General features: G+C 56.8%; 19 protein-coding genes. 10 read left to right on the top strand and 9 right to left on the bottom strand.

Translation table 11 applies throughout. The features are described from left to right. Positions 1–208 precede the first annotated feature (208 nt). From PJL69_RS12315 to rlmH, 3 genes are all read left to right on the top strand, one after another. Positions 209–1645 (top strand): mechanosensitive ion channel family protein, encoded by a 1437-nt coding sequence (locus PJL69_RS12315; protein WP_271309907.1) that lies wholly within the window; start codon positions 209–211, stop codon positions 1643–1645. Between the two features lie 151 nt (positions 1646–1796). Next, a complete protein-coding gene (gene rsfS / locus PJL69_RS12310; protein ID WP_271309906.1) occupies positions 1797–2213 on the top strand; it encodes a ribosome silencing factor in 417 nt (138 codons plus the stop codon). Positions 2214–2264: 51 nt separating this feature from the next. Next, the gene (gene rlmH, locus PJL69_RS12305) at positions 2265–2741 is read left to right on the top strand and encodes a 23S rRNA (pseudouridine(1915)-N(3))-methyltransferase RlmH (protein ID WP_209097944.1); all 477 of its coding nucleotides are present in this window, start codon (positions 2265–2267) and stop codon (positions 2739–2741) included. 83 nt (positions 2742–2824) lie between these two features. Here the strand turns inward: rlmH and PJL69_RS12300 are convergent, their stop codons facing one another. After that, a complete protein-coding gene (locus tag PJL69_RS12300; RefSeq protein ID WP_441347490.1) occupies positions 2825–3523 on the bottom strand; it encodes a DUF599 domain-containing protein in 699 nt (232 codons plus the stop codon). Between the two features lie 84 nt (positions 3524–3607). Between PJL69_RS12300 and PJL69_RS12295 the strand changes: the two genes are divergently transcribed. From PJL69_RS12295 to PJL69_RS12270, 7 genes are all read left to right on the top strand, one after another. After that, positions 3608–5047, top strand: a complete 1440-nt coding sequence (locus PJL69_RS12295; protein ID WP_271309904.1) for an FAD-linked oxidase C-terminal domain-containing protein — start codon at positions 3608–3610, stop codon at positions 5045–5047. A gap of 91 nt (positions 5048–5138) precedes the next feature. Beyond that, positions 5139–6275 (top strand): FAD-binding protein, encoded by a 1137-nt coding sequence (locus tag PJL69_RS12290; protein ID WP_271310001.1) that lies wholly within the window; start codon positions 5139–5141, stop codon positions 6273–6275. Continuing rightward, positions 6272–6628, top strand: a complete 357-nt coding sequence (locus tag PJL69_RS20365; protein WP_441347489.1) for a CPCC family cysteine-rich protein — start codon at positions 6272–6274, stop codon at positions 6626–6628. The genes PJL69_RS12290 and PJL69_RS20365 overlap by 4 nt, the downstream gene beginning before the upstream one ends. Positions 6629–6632: 4 nt before the next feature. Beyond that, the gene (gene glcF / locus PJL69_RS12285; protein ID WP_271309903.1) at positions 6633–7955 is read left to right on the top strand and encodes a glycolate oxidase subunit GlcF; all 1323 of its coding nucleotides are present in this window, start codon (positions 6633–6635) and stop codon (positions 7953–7955) included. 98 nt (positions 7956–8053) lie between these two features. Next, positions 8054–8848: a trypsin-like serine peptidase gene (locus PJL69_RS12280; protein WP_441347488.1), complete on the top strand. Its 795-nt coding sequence runs from the start codon at positions 8054–8056 to the stop codon at positions 8846–8848. A gap of 81 nt (positions 8849–8929) precedes the next feature. After that, positions 8930–9676 carry a sulfite exporter TauE/SafE family protein gene (locus PJL69_RS12275; protein ID WP_271309902.1) on the top strand — a complete coding sequence of 249 codons (747 nt, stop codon included), beginning with the start codon at positions 8930–8932 and terminating at the stop codon, positions 9674–9676. Between the two features lie 155 nt (positions 9677–9831). Beyond that, a complete protein-coding gene (locus tag PJL69_RS12270) occupies positions 9832–11487 on the top strand; it encodes a U32 family peptidase (RefSeq protein WP_271309901.1) in 1656 nt (551 codons plus the stop codon). Between the two features lie 33 nt (positions 11488–11520). Here PJL69_RS12270 and PJL69_RS12265 read toward each other — a convergent pair whose 3' ends face one another. From PJL69_RS12265 to PJL69_RS12230, 8 genes are read right to left on the bottom strand one after another with little or no spacing between them, the layout of a single operon-like run. After that, positions 11521–11997: a class I SAM-dependent methyltransferase gene (locus PJL69_RS12265; protein WP_271309900.1), complete on the bottom strand. Its 477-nt coding sequence runs from the start codon at positions 11995–11997 to the stop codon at positions 11521–11523. Next, a complete protein-coding gene (locus PJL69_RS12260) occupies positions 11994–12749 on the bottom strand; it encodes a polysaccharide deacetylase family protein (protein WP_271309899.1) in 756 nt (251 codons plus the stop codon). Before PJL69_RS12260 ends, PJL69_RS12265 begins: the two co-directional genes overlap by 4 nt. Then, positions 12746–13888 (bottom strand): glycosyltransferase family protein, encoded by a 1143-nt coding sequence (locus tag PJL69_RS12255; protein ID WP_271309898.1) that lies wholly within the window; start codon positions 13886–13888, stop codon positions 12746–12748. Before PJL69_RS12255 ends, PJL69_RS12260 begins: the two co-directional genes overlap by 4 nt. After that, complete coding sequence (locus tag PJL69_RS12250; RefSeq protein ID WP_271309897.1) at positions 13885–14472, bottom strand: histidine phosphatase family protein; 588 nt, start codon at positions 14470–14472, stop codon at positions 13885–13887. The genes PJL69_RS12255 and PJL69_RS12250 overlap by 4 nt, the downstream gene beginning before the upstream one ends. Continuing rightward, the gene (locus PJL69_RS12245) at positions 14469–15551 is read right to left on the bottom strand and encodes a glycosyltransferase family 4 protein (RefSeq protein ID WP_333781879.1); all 1083 of its coding nucleotides are present in this window, start codon (positions 15549–15551) and stop codon (positions 14469–14471) included. The genes PJL69_RS12250 and PJL69_RS12245 overlap by 4 nt, the downstream gene beginning before the upstream one ends. Before the next feature lies 1 nt (position 15552). Further along, the gene (locus tag PJL69_RS12240; RefSeq protein ID WP_271309896.1) at positions 15553–16800 is read right to left on the bottom strand and encodes a glycosyltransferase family 4 protein; all 1248 of its coding nucleotides are present in this window, start codon (positions 16798–16800) and stop codon (positions 15553–15555) included. Next, a complete protein-coding gene (locus PJL69_RS12235) occupies positions 16797–18020 on the bottom strand; it encodes a glycosyltransferase family protein (RefSeq protein WP_271309895.1) in 1224 nt (407 codons plus the stop codon). The genes PJL69_RS12240 and PJL69_RS12235 overlap by 4 nt, the downstream gene beginning before the upstream one ends. 35 nt (positions 18021–18055) lie before the next feature. Continuing rightward, positions 18056–19333, bottom strand: coding sequence for a nucleotide sugar dehydrogenase (locus PJL69_RS12230; RefSeq protein ID WP_271309894.1), 1278 nt, complete (start codon positions 19331–19333; stop codon positions 18056–18058). Between the last annotated feature and the right edge of the window lie 165 nt (positions 19334–19498).

The following is a 19498-nucleotide window of genomic DNA, read 5'->3' as shown; positions in this document are numbered from 1 at the left end:
CACGCCGTACCTTTATAGGCCGGCGATGACGGATTTCGATTGACCAAAAAAGCGCCATGGCAAAAAGGCGCGGTCAGATATCTCATAAATACGAGTCATGCCCCCCACTTATACGCGCAAAGAGATTCCTTCAAGTATTTGACGCGCAACCTGTTGCCGGAAGTCAGCGCGCATTGCTGTAGACGATCTGGCGTGCAAAACTCATCACATGGAAGAAGACATCACGCCAACAGACCCAACTGCAGACGAGCTCTCAGAGCTGGATCGAGTCGCGGGGGTTGACCGTGCCGTGCCGCATCCCGAAGCCACGGCGCAGGATCAAGATGCGCCAGAAACCACAGACATTGCGCTTGGTATCTGGGATCAGGTGGTCACTTTTGCAGAAACCTTATTGCGCCCTTGGGCGGCCTATCAGGTTCTGATTGCTCTGATCTTGATGGTCATCGCCACCGCGCTCGCGTTGATCTTTCAACCCAAGCTGTATGACTGGCTGAAGTCCCGCGAAGGCTGGCCCAAATGGCGGTATCGCTATGCCATGATGGTGCACCGGCGTATGGCGCTCATCTTTTTTACCCTTCTGATCTGGTTCACAGTATGGGTGATGCGCGCCGTCACATGGCCAAGTCGATCTTATCTGCTGGTTGAACTGGGCAACCTTGCCCTTGCCTGGCTGTTCGTTGTGGTCGTTCTGCGGGTTGTGCAAAACACCACCCTGCGCGCAATCCTGCGCTATGGGGCGTGGATCTGGGTCACCCTTGTGCTCACCGGTCTGCGCGATGATGCCGTGCAATTGATGGACAGCATGTCGCTCACCTTTGGCGAAACCCGCATCTCCCTCTGGATGATGGCACAGGCCATCCTGATGCTGGGCGCCACGTTTGTCATTGCCCGCCTTGCCGCGCGACAGGCCGACAGCCGCCTCAGCCGCAGCGAGGACATATCGCCTTCGATGCGCGTGCTCTTTGGAAAGCTGCTGCAGGTGTTCCTTTACACGGCGGCCTTCTTTGTCGGCCTCAGGATTATTGGTTTTGACCTGCGCGGCTTGGCCTTTCTCACCGGTTTTGTTGGCGTTGGCCTTGGCTTTGGCCTGCAAAAAGTGGTCTCAAACCTCGTCTCCGGCCTGATCATCCTGATGGATAAGTCGATCAAACCCGGGGACGTGATTTCGCTGGGCGAAACCTTTGGCTGGATCAATTCCTTGGGCGCACGCTACGTCAGCGTGGTCACCCGCGATGGCCGCGAATTCCTGATCCCCAACGAAGATTTGATCACCAACCAGGTGGTCAACTGGTCCCATTCTGACACCTTCGTGCGGCTCGATATCTACTTTGGCACCGCCTATGATGATGACCCGCATCTGGTGCGCGACGTGGCCGTCACCGCCGCAAAGTCGGTTGGCCGGGTTCTGACTTACCCCAACACACCCGTATGCCATATCGTGGGGTTTGGCGACAGCAGCGTGGACTACATCCTGCGCTTCTGGATCAAAGATCCCACAGGCGGGCTGACCAACATTCGCGGCAATGTCTATCTGGCTCTTTGGGATGCGTTCAAAGAGCACAATATCTCCCTGCCTTTCCCACAACGGGAGGTGCGCATGCTAGAAGACAGCACCCCCAAAGAACCCCCGAACCAAAACGTGTAGGAGACGCACAGAGGCTCATTTCCCTCAAAACGCTGCCTTTCTGCGCCAAATTTTCCAGTCAGAGTGATTCTCGCTTGCCTTTCGTTGAGAATGAGTCCAACCGGTGCTATCTTGAATTCAGGCCCGGCACCGGGGCTTTGCGGTGCGTTGCATGGAGGGCAGACTTCTGTCTTTGAACACTGACGTGGCAAATGCTGCTGATACCGGTCCGATCCTGACATCGGGCGCCTCGGATGCGACAAGCGAGGACTTGCTTGCCCGCATTCTCACCTCTCTCGACGAAGATAAAGCCGAAGACGTTGTGCAGATCGATCTGCGCGGCAAAACGTCGATTGGCGATTATATGGTGATCTGCTCCGGGCGCTCCTCGCGTCAGGTGGTGGCCCTCGCCGAGAAGCTTGTGGAACGGCTCAAACATGAGTTTGGCCGCAGCGCCAAGGTTGAAGGCAAAGAGTCCGGAGACTGGGTGCTTGTGGATACCGGCGATGTGATCGTGCATATCTTCCGTCCGGAAGTGCGCGAGTTCTACCAGCTGGAAAAAATGTGGGTGCCCGGCGGCTCTGCATAACTCTGCGCGGCGCGCGCCTCGCGTAGCGTCGCCACAGCACAAGGCAGCGACATGGCACTCAAAGTGCACATCTGCGCCGTAGGTCGGCTGCGGTCTGGCCCGGAGCGCGACCTTCTTGATGACTATCTGACGCGTTTTGACCGCACCGGGCGGGCCCTGGGCCTTGGCCCGATTGCGGTGCATGAGGTCGAAGACCGCAAAGGCGGCGGCATGTCGGCAGAGGCTGGCCTGCTGGAAGGTGTCATCCCCAAAGGCGCTGTGATCTGCGCATTGGATGAACGCGGCAAACTGATGAGCAGCCCTGATTTCGCGCAGATGCTTGGCGGCTGGCGCGACGACGGGCGCGGAGATCTGGCGTTTGTGATTGGTGGGGCCGACGGGATTGATCCGAGCCTTCGGGCCCGTGCGGATGCCAAACTCAGTTTTGGTAAAATGGTTTGGCCACATATGCTGGCCCGCGTGATGCTCAGCGAACAGCTTTATCGCGCCGCCAGCATTCTGGCAGGCGCACCCTATCATCGGGTGTAAGCCGCGCGGACTCACGATCCGGCGCAGCAACAGTCCACACGCACTGCTGCAATGCACCACAATCTCTGACCCAAAGCTGCGCTTTAGCGCGGCTCTCGCAGCAATGCGGCGCGAGACTGTGATGCAAATTCGCGTCGTCCCAACACAATCACAGTGACTGATATTCCCACCAACAGCATCACTGGACCGAGCAGCCAAGCAGCAGACGCCAAGCCAAAGTAAATCGCCCGTATGCCACGATTAAAACTGCGCGCTGCGGTGATATTCACATCCGCCGCCTTGTCCGCCCGTGACAATGCCGCTGGGTGATCTTTCTCATTGGGAACAGCCCCCATCAGCACGGAGCAATAGCCAAACAGTCTGTGAGACCAGACAAATTTTAGAAACGCATTGCCAATAAAAAACAGGATCAGCATCAGCTTGATTTCAAGCACCGTTGTGGAATCGGCAGTCTGCGTCAGGTCCTGAGTGATGCCCGCGATTTGGTCAGTATTCCCAATCAACGCAACCAAACCCCCCAATGCAATCATCGACGAAGACGCAAAAAAGGCGGTACTTTGACGGAGATTACCCATAATCTGCGCATCAAAAATACGGGCACTTCTCTCCACGTAATGCACCATCCACTCTCGCCGATAAAACGCCATCAAATGCGACACAGAGGGTCTGTTTTTGGGCGGGTTTTCAATGAGATGGGTGGTTACAATCCACGCAATCAAACTCACCGCGACTGCGACGAAATCAAGCGGTGAAAACTGCAGAAAAAGCTGTGTCATGGTCATGGCCCCACACTAACGGTTTCACCTCACGCTTGCCAGCCCGCAATATTGGTTATATAAAATTACCAATTACTTCGGAGGCCAGCCATGGACATGCCAACCCCAAACTCGGAAGTGCTTGCCAAAAAGGGGCGCATTGTCAGCCGCCTTAGACAAGTTTTGCCCGCAGACGCGGTGATTTCCGACGAGGCCGAAACACGCGCTTACGAATGTGACGCGCTGACCGCCTATCGCTGCCCACCCTTGGCGGCAGTGCTGCCTGCATCCACAGAAGAAGTCGCGGCAGTTCTTAAAATCTGCCACGATGAGAATGTTCCTGTTGTGCCGCGCGGCGCGGGCACCTCATTGGCGGGCGGCTCAATGCCAACGGCGGATTCGATCATACTGGGTGTCGCCCGCATGACCGAAGTTCTGGAGACGGACTATGAAAACCGTTTTATCCGCGTTCAGACAGGCCGCACCAATCTGAGTGTGTCCGGCGCAGTAGAAGAAGATGGCTTCTTTTACGCGCCAGACCCCTCAAGCCAGCTTGCCTGTGCGATTGCCGGTAACATCGCCATGAACTCCGGCGGCGCGCATTGCCTGAAATACGGTGTGACCACCAACAACTTGATGGGCGTCACCATGGTCACCATGGACGGCGAAATTATGGAAATCGGCGGCGCGCACCTGGATGCGGGTGGCCTCGATCTGCTCGGCGTGATCTGCGGCAGCGAAGGTCAGCTAGGTGTGGTCACCGAAGCCACTCTGCGCATTTTGCACAAGCCAGAAGGTGCGCGACCCGTGCTGATGGGCTTTGACAGCAACGAAGTGGCCGGGCAATGCGTCAGCGACATCATCAAAGCGGGCATCCTGCCTGTGGCGATTGAGTTCATGGACCGCCCCTGCATCCGCGCAACAGAGGATTTTGCGAAAGCCGGGTATCCAGACTGCGAAGCGCTACTGATCATTGAGGTTGAAGGCTCTGATCAGGAAATCGATGCGCAACTGGAACGCATCCTTGCAATTGCACGCACCCACAATCCCGTGGAACTGCGTGAAAGCTCCAGCACGGAAGAAAGCGCACGGATCTGGCTCGGACGCAAATCAGCCTTCGGTGCAATGGGTCAGATCAACGACTATATGTGCCTCGACGGCACAATCCCCGTCAGCCAGCTGCCCTACGTTTTGCGCCGCATCGGCGAGTTGAGCAAAGACTATGGCTTGGACGTGGGCAACGTGTTCCATGCCGGTGACGGCAACATGCACCCCCTTATCCTGTTTGATGCCAACAAGCCCGGTGATCTGGAGAAATGTGAAGCCTTTGGCGCGGATATATTGCGGCTTTGTGTGGAGGTGGGCGGATGCCTGACCGGTGAGCACGGCGTAGGCATCGAAAAGCGTGACTTGATGGTTGATCAATACGCCGCGGCGGATCTGGATATTCAGATGGCGGTCAAAGATGTGTTTGATCCCAAATGGCTTTTGAACCCGGCAAAAGTGTTTCCCTTGCAATCCAGTGAACCACGGCGAATGGCGGCTGAATAAGCGCGGCCCCAGAAACGCCCAGAAACGCTCTGCGCAGCTTCTGCACGTTCAGACGCAAACCCACCCCAGATTTTGGACACGTAAGACAATGATGACACCTGCAAGCGAAGCCGAAACGGCAGAAATGGTGGCCTCCGCAAAGAGCGCGCTCCGCATACAAGGCGGTGGAACACGTAACATTGGTGCGCAAAACAGCGGCACGCCTTTCTCCACCGCAGCCCTTTCCGGTGTGCGTCTTTATGAACCAGGCGCACTGACCATTGTTGCGGGCGCAGGCACCCCCATGGCCGAGATCGAAGCGACGCTTGCTTCCGAAAATCAGCGATTGGCCTTTGAGCCCGTCGATCATCGCGGCGTTCTTGGCACCAACGGAACGCCGACAATCGGCGGCGCAGTGGCCGCAAATGTAAGTGGCCCAAGACGCATTCAGGCTGGCGCCTGCCGAGACAGCTTGTTGGGCGTGCTCTTTGTAGATGGCGCGGGGCGCATTCTCAAAAACGGTGGCCGGGTTATGAAAAACGTGACCGGCTATGATCTGGTCAAACTGATGGCGGGAAGCTGGGGCACATTGGGCGTACTGACAGAGGTCAGCCTGAAAGTGCAGGCCATACCAGAAGCCGCAGGCACGGTGACTTTGCACGGCTTAGACGCAATCGCTGCCACAAAAGCAATGAGCGCAGCGCTTGGCTCGCCTTATGATGTGAGCGGCGCGGCGCACCTGCCTGTGGGCAAGGATGGCACCGCTGTCACGATGATCCGCGTCGAGGGGCTGGAAACATCGGTGGCCTATCGCACCGAAAAGCTCAAGGCGCTGTTGGCCAGCACAGGTGCCGACATAGCGATCACACATAACGCCGCAACAGCAGCGCAGGAGTGGGCTTGGGTGCGCGACGTGACCCCATTTCACAATGGCGCGGGCGACGTCTGGCGCATTTCCGTGAAACCAACCGATGGCCCACAGGTGGTGGCCGCAATCGAAGCGCGCGCCCCCGGGGCGCAAGTGATTTATGATTGGGGCGGCGGCCTGATTTGGGTGGAAGTCGCGCCAGACACAGATGTGCGTGCGGTTGTATCGCAAGGTCACGCCACACTGCTGCGCGCCTCAGACGCGACCAAAGATCGGCTCCGTGTTTTTCAGCCTGAACCTGCCCCGCTCACGGCACTCAGCGCAGGCCTCAGAACCAAATTCGACCCACGTAGCATTCTGAATCCAGGCTTGATGGAATGAGCACAAACGGCAAACGCAGGCAGGTTCGGCGTTGGAGGGCACGGCAAGCGGCACGTCCTGAGCCACATCTGCCCTGCCACTGCTGTGGCTGTCTCACCATACGGGAACGCGGCGGATACGAAATTTGTGGTGTGTGTTTTTGGGAGGACGATCCCGGTCAAACACCAGAATTTGACGATGGTGGCGCCAATAATCTGAGCTTGGAGGACGGGCGCAGGAACTACCACAAAATCGGTGCCTGCGAGCCGCGCTTACTGCCCCATGTGCGCCCACCCCGCCCAGAGGAGCTTCCAGCAGAGCTCGAAAGCCATCCCACCAACACAACGTGGCACACGCCAGAACGACCGGAATAGGCAAATGCAAACGACATTCACCGAAGACCAGCTGAAAAACCCCGGAACGCAGCGCGCCAATGAAATCCTGCGTGCCTGTGTGCATTGCGGGTTCTGCACCGCCACCTGTCCAACCTATCAAGTGCTGGGCGATGAGCTCGACAGCCCACGCGGCCGGATCTACCAGATCAAAGATATGCTCGAAAACGAGCGCATTCCCGATGCCAAGACCGTAAAGCACATTGATCGCTGCCTCAGCTGTCTGGCCTGCATGACCACCTGCCCAAGTGGCGTCCACTATATGCATCTGGTGGATCACGCCCGCGAATACATCGAAAACACCTACAAGCGCCCCTTCAGTGACCGCGCATTGCGGTGGATCCTGGCACAGATCCTGCCCTATCCGATGCGCTTTCGCCTCGCGCTGTTTGGCGCAAAACTCGGGCGCCCCTTCCGCTTTCTGATGCCTGACGCGCGCCTGCGCGCCATGCTGGACATGGCACCCAGATCCGTTCCACCGGTCAGCCGCAACGATGATCCTCAAAGCTTTGCACCCAAACAAGAGAAGAAGATGCGCGTCGCTCTGATGACCGGATGCGCACAGAAAGCCTTGAACACCGACATCAACGACGCCACCATCCGCCTGTTGACCCGGCTTGGATGTGAAGTTGTGGTCGCAGAGGGCGCAGGCTGTTGCGGCGCACTGACCCATCACATGGGCAAAACCAAAGACAGCCATGTCGCAGCGGCCAAAAACATCAAGGCCTGGTGTGCTGAAATGGATGCAAAGGGGCTAGATGCGATCGTGATCAACACCTCCGGATGTGGCACAACGATCAAGGACTACGGCCATATGTTCCGCAACGATCCACTCGCGGAGGATGCCGCCCGCGTTAGTGCACTTGCGATGGACGTCTCTGAGGTTCTGATGAAGCTGGACCCTCCCGAGGCCCAGCAAACCGATACTGTGGTGGCGTATCATGCGGCCTGCTCTTTGCAGCATGGTCAACAAATCAAAACCTATCCCAAACAACTGCTTAAACAAGCCGGATACACGGTGGTAGAGCCCGCCGACAGTCATCTGTGTTGTGGATCTGCTGGCACGTACAATCTGATGCAGCCAGAAATTTCGGGGCAGCTTAAGGCTCGCAAAGTGCGCACGCTGGAGGTTAAAAACCCAGACATCATTGCAGCAGGCAACATTGGTTGCATGATGCAAATTGGCTCTGCCACAGACATTCCAATCGTGCACACCGTTGAACTTTTGGATTGGGCGACAGGCGGTCCCCAGCCGCGTGCACTGACAGAGCCAGGCAAACGGGTGCCGGAAATTCCCATTTTGCGTTGATGTCGCCATAATGCCGCACCCAGCGTCTTTGTCGGTGCGACACTCTAGTCCCGACGCAGGCTTGCGCTAAAGCTTTGGGTTCAAGCACGGGAGGCATCATGATCATGCGGGTCTTTGTGAGCCTCTTGGCTCTTTGTCTGGCAGGCAGTGCCCTTGCACAAGACGCTGGATTGCGACGCCTGGACACCGGCGAAGACAGCCGACACTGGGGCGCAGTCGGGCGTCTTGAGCTTGATGGGCGGGGGTTTTGCACCGGCGCATTGATTGCACCTGATCTTGTCCTGACCGCAGCCCACTGTCTTTATTCAAAACAGACTGGCGCACGTCACAGGCTCAGCCAGATCGAATTTCGCGCCGGTTGGCGCAATGGGCGCGCCGAGGCTTATCGCAGCGTCAAACGCGCCACCATGCACCCAAAGTACAAATTCGGGGCACAGAGCAACATCACAGACGTACAAAACGATCTTGCCCTGCTGAAGCTGCATCACCCGATCCGCAATACAACAATCGTTCCATTTGCCACCACCGACCGCCTGCGCAAGGGCTCACATATTGGTGTTGTCTCCTACGCGATCGGGCGTGAAGAGGCTCCTTCACTGCAAGAAACCTGCCGGGTGATGGGCCGGCAGAAAGGCGTCTATGTCTTATCCTGTGACATAGATTTCGGCAGCAGTGGCGCACCGGTCTTTGTGTTCGAGGATGACACCGTGCGCATTGCTTCGGTGGTCGCAGCGAAAGCCGAACTGCGGGGACGCAAGGTGGCTCTTGGGGCTGCGCTGGATCGCAGCCTGAAAGAGCTGTTTGCCGCGCGTGCAGACAATACCGTGCAGATCGAAACTCTGACGCCTCTTCAGGACAGAAACAACACCGGGGCAAAATTTGTCCGCCCCTGATCCATCGGCAAAGGCATCGCTTACTGCGCACAGCCGTACCAAGCCACTTGCACCCCCATCAAATCCCGCCAAAGTGGCCACATGATCGAATTACTGCCTCCAGAGCTGGCGCAATCCGCAGCTATCATTTTGCTCGCCACAAGCTTCTTAGGCTCTTTTATCACGGCAGCCTTTGGCATCGGCGGCGGCGTCGCATTTCTGGCCGCCTGTGCGCTGCTGCTTCCGCCCGCGGCGATCATTCCAGTTCATGGGGTCGTGCAGCTTGGCTCAAATGCCATCCGTGCCATCATGTTTCTGCGCCACCTGATATGGACAGCCATTCCGGCTTTTGTCGTCGGCTCCCTCATTGGGGTTGCAATCGGCGGCAGCGTCGTGGTCAGCCTTCCGGGTTGGCTCGTGCAATCGGTTGTCGGCGTGTTCATTTTGTGGGTGGTGTTTGCCAAGCCGCCCAAATGGCTCTCCCGCTGGCCTTTGGTGACCGGCCTGCTGTCCAGCTTCCTAACCATGTTCTTTGGCGCAACAGGCCCATTCGTTGCGGGCTATGTCAAAACTCTTCAGCTGGACCGCCACACCCACGTGGCCACTCAAGCTGCATTGATGACCGTGCAACATGGATTGAAGGTCGCAATGTTTGGTTTGCTTGGATTTGCATTCGCAGATTGGGCAGTCCTGATGGCTGGTCTGATTGCCTGCGGCGCATTGGGCACATGGATCGGCAAACAGGTTCTGGGCCGGATGAGTGACCATGGCTTCCATCGCATCCTGAACATCATTCTCGTTCTGCTCGCCTTGCGACTGATTTGGGGGGGCGTCAGCGCATTTCTGTAGCGCCGGATACCGACAATCGCACCGCCGCAATACCGACACGATACCACCGGGATACAGACGCAATACATATACACATATAAAATACAGCTTTCCTCTGATTTGCTCCGGGCTCCCGAAAGGTGTAGGAGGCCCTCCTGATCAGGAAAGCGCATGCGATGACCCAACACAGATCCGAACTTCTGATGCCAGCTGGCAACCTCCGCAAACTCAAAATGGCCATTCTATATGGGGCAGATGCCGTCTATCTCGGCACGCCTGATATGAGCCTGCGCACCAAATCTGAGTTCTCGCTAGAAGACGTGATCGAAGGCGTGAAATTCTGTCACGCGCACGGAAAGCGCGCCTATCTCACGCTGAATTTGTTCAGCCATAACAAAGACATTCCAAAACTCGACGAATATATCGACACCGTTCGCAAGGTGAACCCGGATGGGCTGATCATCTCTGATCCTGGCGTCTTCCAATACGTCCGTGAACGTGCCCCAGAGATCCCTCTGCATGTCTCGACACAAGCCAATATCGCCAGTTGGCTAACCACCCAGTTCTGGCAGGCGCAGGGCGCTGACCTTGTCGTTCTGGCCCGCGAGGTGAGCTTCCCGGAGCTCGAAGAGATTCGCGAAAAGTGCCCGGACATCAAGCTTGAGGCCTTTGTGCATGGCGCCATGTGCATGACCTACTCCGGCCGCTGCCTGCTGTCCAATTTCATGGCTGAACGCGGCGCCAATCAGGGCAATTGTGCCAACTCCTGCCGCTGGAACTACAAGTTCCACATGCGCTTGAAAGACGGCACCGTGCAGGAACTGATTGTGGACGAAGACAATCTGCACATGTTCGAGTTCCTGCTTGAGGAAGGTGTACGCCCCGGTGAATTCCTCCCGATTCAGGAGGATGAACGGGGCAGTTATATCCTCAATTCCAAAGACTTATGCCTACTGCCCAAACTGGATGACTATCTGCGCATCGGTGTGGACAGTCTGAAGGTCGAGGGGCGTGGAAAATCCGAATACTACGCGGCAATTGTGGCCCGTGCTTACCGCATGGCGATTGATGACTATTATGCTGATCCGGAAAATTGGGACGCATCCAACTACATGGGTGAACTGGAAACCGTCGGCAATCGTGGCTACACGCTCGCCTTCCACAAAGGCCGCCTGACCAACCTCGCGCATGGCTATGAACAGACACAAGCCATTGCACATTGGGAGTATGCGGGTTTTGTGACCGATGTGGTCGACGACGCATTTCATGTGGAGGTGAAAAACAAGCTAGAACCCGGCGATGTGCTTGAAATCGTGTCACCAATTGCCCGCAACACCATCCTGCTGCGCGCCTATGACTATGAACTCGCCGAAACGGGTGAGAAAAAGGACGTGATCCACGGCTCCACCAAAACCGTGATCCGCCTGCCCTTCTCTCTCTTTCCGCACGAAGACCTGACGGATCTTCGCGAGAACTTTCCGGCCATGACGGTGATCCGCAAAGAGCGCGCGCTGACAGATGAGCAATGGAAACGTCTGCAACTCGACAAAACGGCGCTCGCCATGGAGGTCAAAGACACCACCAACGAAACCGCCTACAAGCGTCGCCGCGATGCTTTGGTTGAGGCAATTGAGGCTGACACCAACACCAAGCGCTTCAAAACCAACCGCAAAGGCACAGAAGGGTGCTGCGGCAAGGGGTGCAATGGCTGCCTGATTTTCTGGGAAGACCCGATGTACGCCAAAGCCCGCGCCGTTCTTCAGGAGCGCAAAATGGGCTCTATGCTCAGCCGCGCAGAAGCCACCGAACTGAAGTTGCCCGCCGCAGAGTGAAGTGAAACGCCCGGTTTCAAACCGGTCGTAAGCTTATGTTCTGTAAAAGTAATAGCGTTCTGGTGCCACACTGGTTGGCCCGCGCACCTGCTCAAACCCAACTAGCGGCTGGCCAGACACCAACACGCCACCAGGCAGCATGATCTCCTTGATGAGTGCAGAGAGACGCGCGGCCTCTGCAACATCTTTATCTTTGTCGCCAAAGCCAAAATCATAGTGCGCCAAGGCGATTTTGGTGCCGTCGGAAGCCATTTTTCGCAGCATTTCCTCGGCTTCGCCCTGCAGAAAATCCTCTTCTGGCGGCACACAGGACGCGTGGCAATTCAGGGCACGGTCTATCACCCAGATCCGTCGATCTGGCGCAATCTCACGGATGTGGTCGTAGGTGCGGCCATTGCCGAGCCCCATGTCCAGAAAGTCCCCTGCGAGACTGTCCACCATGGTATTGCCCCACTCAAGCCCATTTGCTTGGGCGGCCAGACGGCGCATCATGCTGTTCAAACGGCTCATAATTCGCCCCTTTGGTCATGGCGATAGAGCTGAACCGGCCCATCGCAAATCTCTTTCAAAAACTCGCGGGAAAACTCCCAGATATCTGCATCGTGCACAAGGTGGTGAGTCAAATATCCCAAAGGTTCGTGATTGTCCGTGACACCCGCACGCCGGTCTTTCAACAAGGCGACCATTTGCGTGATCAAAACCTCCGGCTCAACCAACCCTCTGGTCCCACGCCAGAAAATCGGATCCAGATGTGTGTTGATTTGAGCAACGCTCGCAGCAGCAAACGCCTGCTTACGTGGATTGTACGCAGACACCGCATCATATCCCAGCTCAGCAAGGGTTGGCATAAACGCCGTATCCATACGGTTCCATGGCGGCACAAACATTGGTGCCAAACGCGATCCAAAAAGCCTCTGCATCCGCCCACACGCGTTTCTCAAGTCATCCTCTACAGCTTCAAGCTGTCGGCCAGCGCCAAACTCGGCGTTCTTAGCCCCAGGCAGACTATGGCTGACATGATCCCAACCATGCACGATCGGCACAAAGCGCGCGTCCAGCACATCCGCCAATGCCTGCGTTGCCTGTTTCGGAATAATCGCAAGGTGAACAGGTACTTCGGTCGCCGCGCTGAGCGCCGAAAGTTGGTCAAGTTTAGGCGTCGGCACCACGGCATCGTCATCCCGCCACCAAAACGGCAGCGTCAACCCCTCTGACCGCCAAGTGCGGAACTCTGCTCTCAGCGGTTGCCAGTCAGCCTTCATGCGCGGGCACTCGCCAGCATGTCCTCTGCGATCCGCACTGTCTCTGCCGCGCCGTTCATGCGCAGACCGGACGCACTGCGGCGGCCATGAGCAACGGCACGTTTCACCTCTGCCATCAACGTCTCAGGCGATAAATCGGCTGCGCTCAAAATCTCAATTCCGGGCTGTGCTGACAGTGCGCGCGCACGCAAGGTCTGCTCCACCTCGCCGCCGTCGTCAAAGGGCACAAACACCGCAGGCACACCGGTTTGCAACACGTCTAGCGCGGTGTTGTAGCCACACATACTGACCGATGCGGTCACATTGTTAAGAAGCTGCCGAAAATCTGGCCGCACCGGCTCAATCGTAATCATAGGATCGTTGGCTTGCGCGCGCAGTGCCGCGATACGCTCTTCTTTGTCTGCTCCGCCAACCAAAAGCCGCCAGCGCAACGGGCTGCGCTTGGCCGCCAAAATCGCACATTCGAACAACGCCTGCCCAACTGAGCCACCGCCGGCACTTACCAAAACCTCGCCTGCACCAGGCCCGGCGGTTGTCGGCTCTGGGGCGGCAGGCGCGACATATCCAGTATACCGCAGCTTCTTGCTAACATCGGTTGTGACCGGCCAGCTGACCTCAAGCCGTGTCAAATCGGGATCAGAATGCACCAGAACAGCGTCATAGAATTCTCTCAGCATATCTCGCGCGAGTGCTGCTTTGCGCGCTTTGGAGGGCGGTGCCAGAATATCGCGTACAGACGCCAGAACCACCGGACGCGGGGCCAGATCACGCGCAGCTTCCAACAACGCCCTGAATTCATCCGCCAGACTGCGGCGACCAAATGGAAACAGCTCAGTGATCACCACATCTGGCTGCATCTCTGCCACAGCGTGCACCATTGCGTTGCGACGAGAGGCCAAATAGGCAGCATCTGCTTCAACGCCGAGGTCTGTCATCAGTTTGGAGAAATCCACACCGTCTGACGCCAGTGAGGGTAGCTGCACCACAGGAACATCGTCCCCTGTCAAATGTGGCGCTGGCCGCCCGCCGGATAGCACAACAACCTCATGGCCACCTTTCACAAAAGCCCGCGCCAAAGTCATGGCCCGCGCCAAATGCCCTGTGCCCAACAGATGGGTAACAGCGATCAAAACCTTCATGCGCTGCGCCTCTCCAATCGAATTATCTCCGGGTGCGCCACCTTTAGCATATCATTCTGAAGTTCCACCACAAAAAGCCGGTTTCGCTTCACGGCAAACGGCGCAGGTCCGTCAAAATTCCAGCCGTGCGCTTTGGCCAATATCACCCGCATAATCCCAATATGGCAGATCGCAAGCGTGTCGCGTTCACGCCCAAACAGCCAAGGGGAAATACGGTCCCAGACCTCGCGCGGGCTTTCCCCTTCGGGTGGGCGGTAGTCCCAACCCCAATCTTCAATATCGCGAAAACCGCTGGCGGGATCTGCCTTCAAATCCACACCTTTTTGGCCTTCCCATACCCCCCAATCCATCTCTGTTAATGCGACCGCAGTTTTGGGTGCCCGGCCAGCCACAATCTCTGCTGTTTCACGCGCGCGCATGAGCGGGCTGGCAAAAAGATCCGCCTCCTGCCAGGGAGCGGGCAATGCAAACGCAGACAAATCTGCACGGGCCTGATCATCCAATGGAATGTCGGTGCGCCCCTGAATCTGGTGAGCGCGGTTCCAGGCCGTATGACCATGACGCATCATCGCAAATTTGATCATGTTTTCTCTTTCAATAGTGGTCGTAGCGCACTCCAAAGGGTGTCACGCGCGGCTGGCAGCAGGTGGTGCGCCGCAATCAATGCACGTGCCTTTTCAGATCGTTGCAGATGGTATGACGCATCAAAAAGCGCGCTTATCAAAGCATCAGAGAGACTCTTTGGGGAGCCCTGTGCAACCAGCCCCGATGGGTCAACAACCTCCCGCACACCTGGGCGATCTTCCGCAATGACGGGCACTCCACGCGCCTGGGCTTCCAAATAAACCATGCCAAACGCCTCGTTCACCCCGGGCCAGAAAAACGCCTTCGCTCGGGCATAGGCGGCAGCCATGCCAGCGGCATCCAGCTGTCCAAGAAAACGGACGCGTGCGCCAAATGGCGCCAACAGTGCTGCAACGTCAGCCTGTTTTGGCCCATCGCCAGCAACCTCAAGCTGCCAATCTTGGTCAGGCATCTGCGCAAGGGTGTCGGCAATAATCTGATAGGAGGCAAATTTGTCCCCCGCGCGCATCATACCTGCCACCAATACGATAGGCGCTTCTGGTTTAGCAATTTCCGGCAACCGTTCCAGCGCCACAAAGGGGGGGAATGAGACAAGCTTCTCAGCCCCCAGTTCAGCGCGCAAAGCCATCGCATCTCGTTCGGTAAAGGAAAAGATCACATCTGCCGCTTGGCACGCAGTTTTGGCGCGGCGTTCAAAAGCGTCCCATGGTCCATCCAAACGTTTATTGGCCAACGTGGCTTCAACAAGGAGATACGGAATACCCAGCGCCTGCGTCACCAAGGGCCCAAGAAGATCTGGGGCCTTGTAGTAATTGTGATAAGTCAACCAAGCCTGCCAGCCCTCTGCCTTGCCGCGCGCGATCAGCTTGTCAGCTTCTTGCGTGGCTTGCGCGATGAGCACTTGTTGCTGCGCAGCGTCTCCCTGTTTCTCAAAACTGCGAAACTCAGATGCCAGAACAGGAACGACGTCATCGACCGCCAAAGCCTGCATCAGGTTGCGGGCAATCTCCCGCTCTCCAGACGGAACCGTATGGTTCGGCGATTTCAAGGGCGCATAAAACGCGATCCGCCCCATCATCTTATCCCTTCTGATCCACCGTCACCGCAGCTTGCAACCGCTTATCCAGTTGCGCAATACCCGGCTGCATCAAGAAGGATGTGATCAGGCGCAGATAGGCCGCCTCCGCATATTTCATCCTAAGCGCCGGATCACGCGCCAAGCGCTCCATAGCATCAGCCAGCGCATCAGGAGCATCACTGCTCAGCACACCATGCTCCCCATCTGTGATAAATTCCGGAATGGCCGAAACAGGCGTAGACAAGATACATAGCTTTTGACTGGCTGCCTCCATCAAGACATTGGGCAAGCCATCGCGGTCTCCATCCCCTGCGATGCGACTGGGCAATACAAAAACGTCTGATACACGCAAAGCCTCAATCACCTCTGGCTGATCACATGCACCGCGCCAGACGATCCGATCTACGATGCCCAACCGTTCGGCATCTGCCTTCAACGAAGCGCCAAGATCCCCCCCGCCGATGTGCTCCCAGCGCCACTCCAAATCCTTTGGCAAAAGTGAAAGGGCCGTGATCAGACGATCAAAGCCTTTCTTTTCAACCAGCCGCCCAACTGACAGAAACCGCACCCCCCCATCCGGGGCACGCGGTTTTGGCGGCTCAGGGAAGCGGGACAGATCCAAACCGTGGTACACCAATTCGACGCGGCTTTCTTGATCGGCGAGCCCAGCCAAGTGCCGAGCACCCACCCCAGTGCATGTGGCCAGAAATGCCGCCCCATGTGTGGAGGCCTGCAGCTTCTCCCGTTTCTCCCAATCCGGAGAGGTCCAAATGTCTTTGGCATGTGCTGACACAGACCAAGGCAAACCACGTATGATTGCCGCATATCGCGTCACAGAGGCCGGCGTGTGCATGAAATGCGCATACAGCAGATCAATATCTTTCGGCAATTCATGTGCCAGAACGCAGGCTTGACCAAAACGGCGCACACGATTGCGCGTCCCATCGCGCCGCAGATCTTTCAGCCATAACTTAGCCGCACGCCAAAACCTCGGCTTTAGCACGCCCGCCAAAACCCCACGCAAAACGCGCATGGGTTCTTGGTGCAAATATTCTGGCAGATAGTGCACCGGAGCATTCAGCCGGTCATGCAGAGGGTGGCGCTTTTTATCGGTCGGAAACCGCAGCGACCAGAGCTCCATATCGTAGCCCATCTCCTCCAGAGCCACCAATTCCTGTGCGATAAACGTCTCTGAAAGGCGCGGCCATCCTTTGACAACCACTGCCAGCTTCGGTCTTTCTGGCTTCATGCGACGCCTTGTGCCTTCGACTTCGTTTTAAGCGCAGAAATACCCAGCATCGCCAGTGTGCGTTCTGAAACCACATCCAGACCATCCAACAGCCCAGGTACAAACGCGTTGCTGGGTTTCGGTTGATCTGGCAATCCGCGAATGGCGGCGATCATCGCCTCTGGCGTAAAGCCATCGCGGCGCTCATCCAACATGCGAACCAAACCCAGCGCCTCGGCGCGGCTTGCGCGGATATGCTGTTCCATACGAGGGCGCGTGCGCGGCACAATAACCACCGGTTTATCGAACGAGAGCACCTCACAAAACGTGTTGTAGCCTCCCATTGATACGATGCCTTGCGCCCCGTCCATCAAAGTCTCCATGCGGCTGTCAAAACCAACCGCATGCACTCGCCCATTCAGCTTCGCCACACGCGCTTCAAAATCTGCGCGTACTTCCCCCGATAGGAAAGGCCCATAGACAAGCACCGCACGCGGAGAGAGGTCTGGATCTTGCTCATAGGCACAAAGCACAAGATCGACCATACCTGCACCATCTCCGCCGCCACCGGGCGTGACGAGGATATATGGCTCCTCAGGTGCAGTATCATCGCTGAATGCTTCGCGCTGCAAATAGCCCGTAAAGGTCATGCGTTCGCGAAAACTGTCGGAAAGCTCAAGCCCGGCGGTTGGATCATAAATTGAGCGCAACCCGTAAACCCAAGTTTCGTCATAGTACCGCTCTGCCGCCTCAACAGCCCCTTTACGTGCCCACTCAGCGGCAAGCACTTTGGGCTCGTCCAACACGTCGCGCAGGCCCAAGATCAGATGCGCCTTACGTTTCAGCTTCAACCATTCAAGGGCAGGCAACAATTCGCCACGAAAGCCTGTGGGCTCTTTGTCCACAATCAGGATGTCAGGATCAAAGTGCTCAACGGTCGCCTTGATCAGGCCAGCCCGCAGCGCCGTGGTTTCGTCGATATGTAAACCGAGGCGTTCGCTTTCATAGTTGCCATCCAAAGTCTTTGTGACACCAGGCAAACGGATGTGGTCTACATTGTCTGGGAACGGGAACCGCCCCGCAACCGGCGACCCTGTCAAAATCAGCGCAGAGATGCGGCTGTCCGCCTGAGTTATGGCAGTGGCAAGCGCACGAGAGCGGCGCAAATGGCCAAGGCCATATGTGTCGTGGCTGTAAAGCAGCACTCGCGGGGAAGCATTGACCGCCAGATCACCTGTCATCGAATGCACCTCAGACAAATTTCGCCCCACCTTCATTACAACCGCAGGTCCGACTCGGACTTGGGCAGCACACCTTTGATATCGTAAAGCAATGCCTCGGATTTTCCGAGGTTTCTGATTGCTTTACTTCCCATATCTGTAAACTGGCGATGCGCAACGGCAACGACAACACCGTCATATGCCCTGTTTTCAGGCTTTTGAATAGGTGTGATGCCATATTCAGCATGCACAGCATCTGGATCGACCCACGGATCCCAGACATCCACCGCCACACTGTAGCTCTGTAATTCGTCCACAATGTCTGCGACGCGGGTGTTGCGCGTATCTGCACAGTTTTCTTTAAACGCCAATCCCATCACCAGAACACGCGCGCCCGCAGGATTGGTGCCCTTAGACAACATGCCTTTGATCATTTCCTGCGCCACATGACGGCCCATGTGATCATTGATCCGTCGCCCTGCCAGAATGACCTCAGGATGATAGCCAAGCTGTTCTGCGCGGAATGTCAAGTAATAGGGATCCACCCCGATACAATGCCCGCCGACCAGACCAGGCTTAAATGGCAAAAAGTTCCATTTGGTGCCAGCGGCCTCAAGCACTTCTAACGTATCCAGCCCAATACGCGAAAAGATCAACGAAAACTCATTTACGAGAGCGATATTCAAATCCCGCTGCGTGTTTTCGATCACCTTTGCGGCCTCTGCGGTTTTGATCGAACTGGCTTTATGCAGCCCAGCTTTGATCACTGGTGCGTAGATCGCCTCAACACGCGAGAGCGTCTCCGCATCCTGTGCGGCTACGACCTTGACCACATTTTCCAGCGTATGTTCCGCATCCCCCGGGTTCACGCGCTCCGGTGAGTAAGCCAGCTTTATGTCTGCACCAACGACAAGTCCGCTTGCACGCGCCAACGCGGGGCCGCAAACCTCTTCGGTGACACCCGGGTAAACCGTGCTTTCCAGCACCACCAGCGCACCGGAAGTGAGGTACGGCGCAATGGTGTCACATGCCCCAAGAACCGGCCCAAGATCAGGGGCTTTCGCGTCTGTGATCGGGGTCGGCACGGAAAGGATAAACGCCGTGCAGCCTTTGAGCGTATCGGGCGCATTGCTGAACACCGCAGACGTCTTGGCAAGCGAGTCTGCTGCGACTTCCCCGTTGGGATCACGTCCAGCCGACAACCCTTCAATCAGCTTGGGGTTGGTGTCAAAACCAACAACATTAAATCCCGCACGCGCAAGCCCAAGGGCCAGTGGCAACCCCACATAGCCAAGGCCTAAAACAGCGATTTTCTCTGTTCTTGTATGGGTCACCTGTGCCCAGTCCTTCCGCTCGCTTGCGCTGCTCTCCGTTTGTTTCAGGCGCTACCCTGTTTACCAAAGCTTGTCACGCCCTAACACCTCACATGCGCGGTTTCGACCGCTCGCTTGCGCACACGCACGATGCCATTTGCGCGAAACGCCACTAAAGGCTAGACC

Origin of the sequence: Shimia sp. MMG029 (genome assembly GCF_027947445.1) — a bacterium.
GTDB lineage: Bacteria > Pseudomonadota > Alphaproteobacteria > Rhodobacterales > Rhodobacteraceae > Shimia.
Note: the sequence above shows the minus strand (reverse complement) of the source record. Positions and strands in the feature narration are given on the sequence as shown.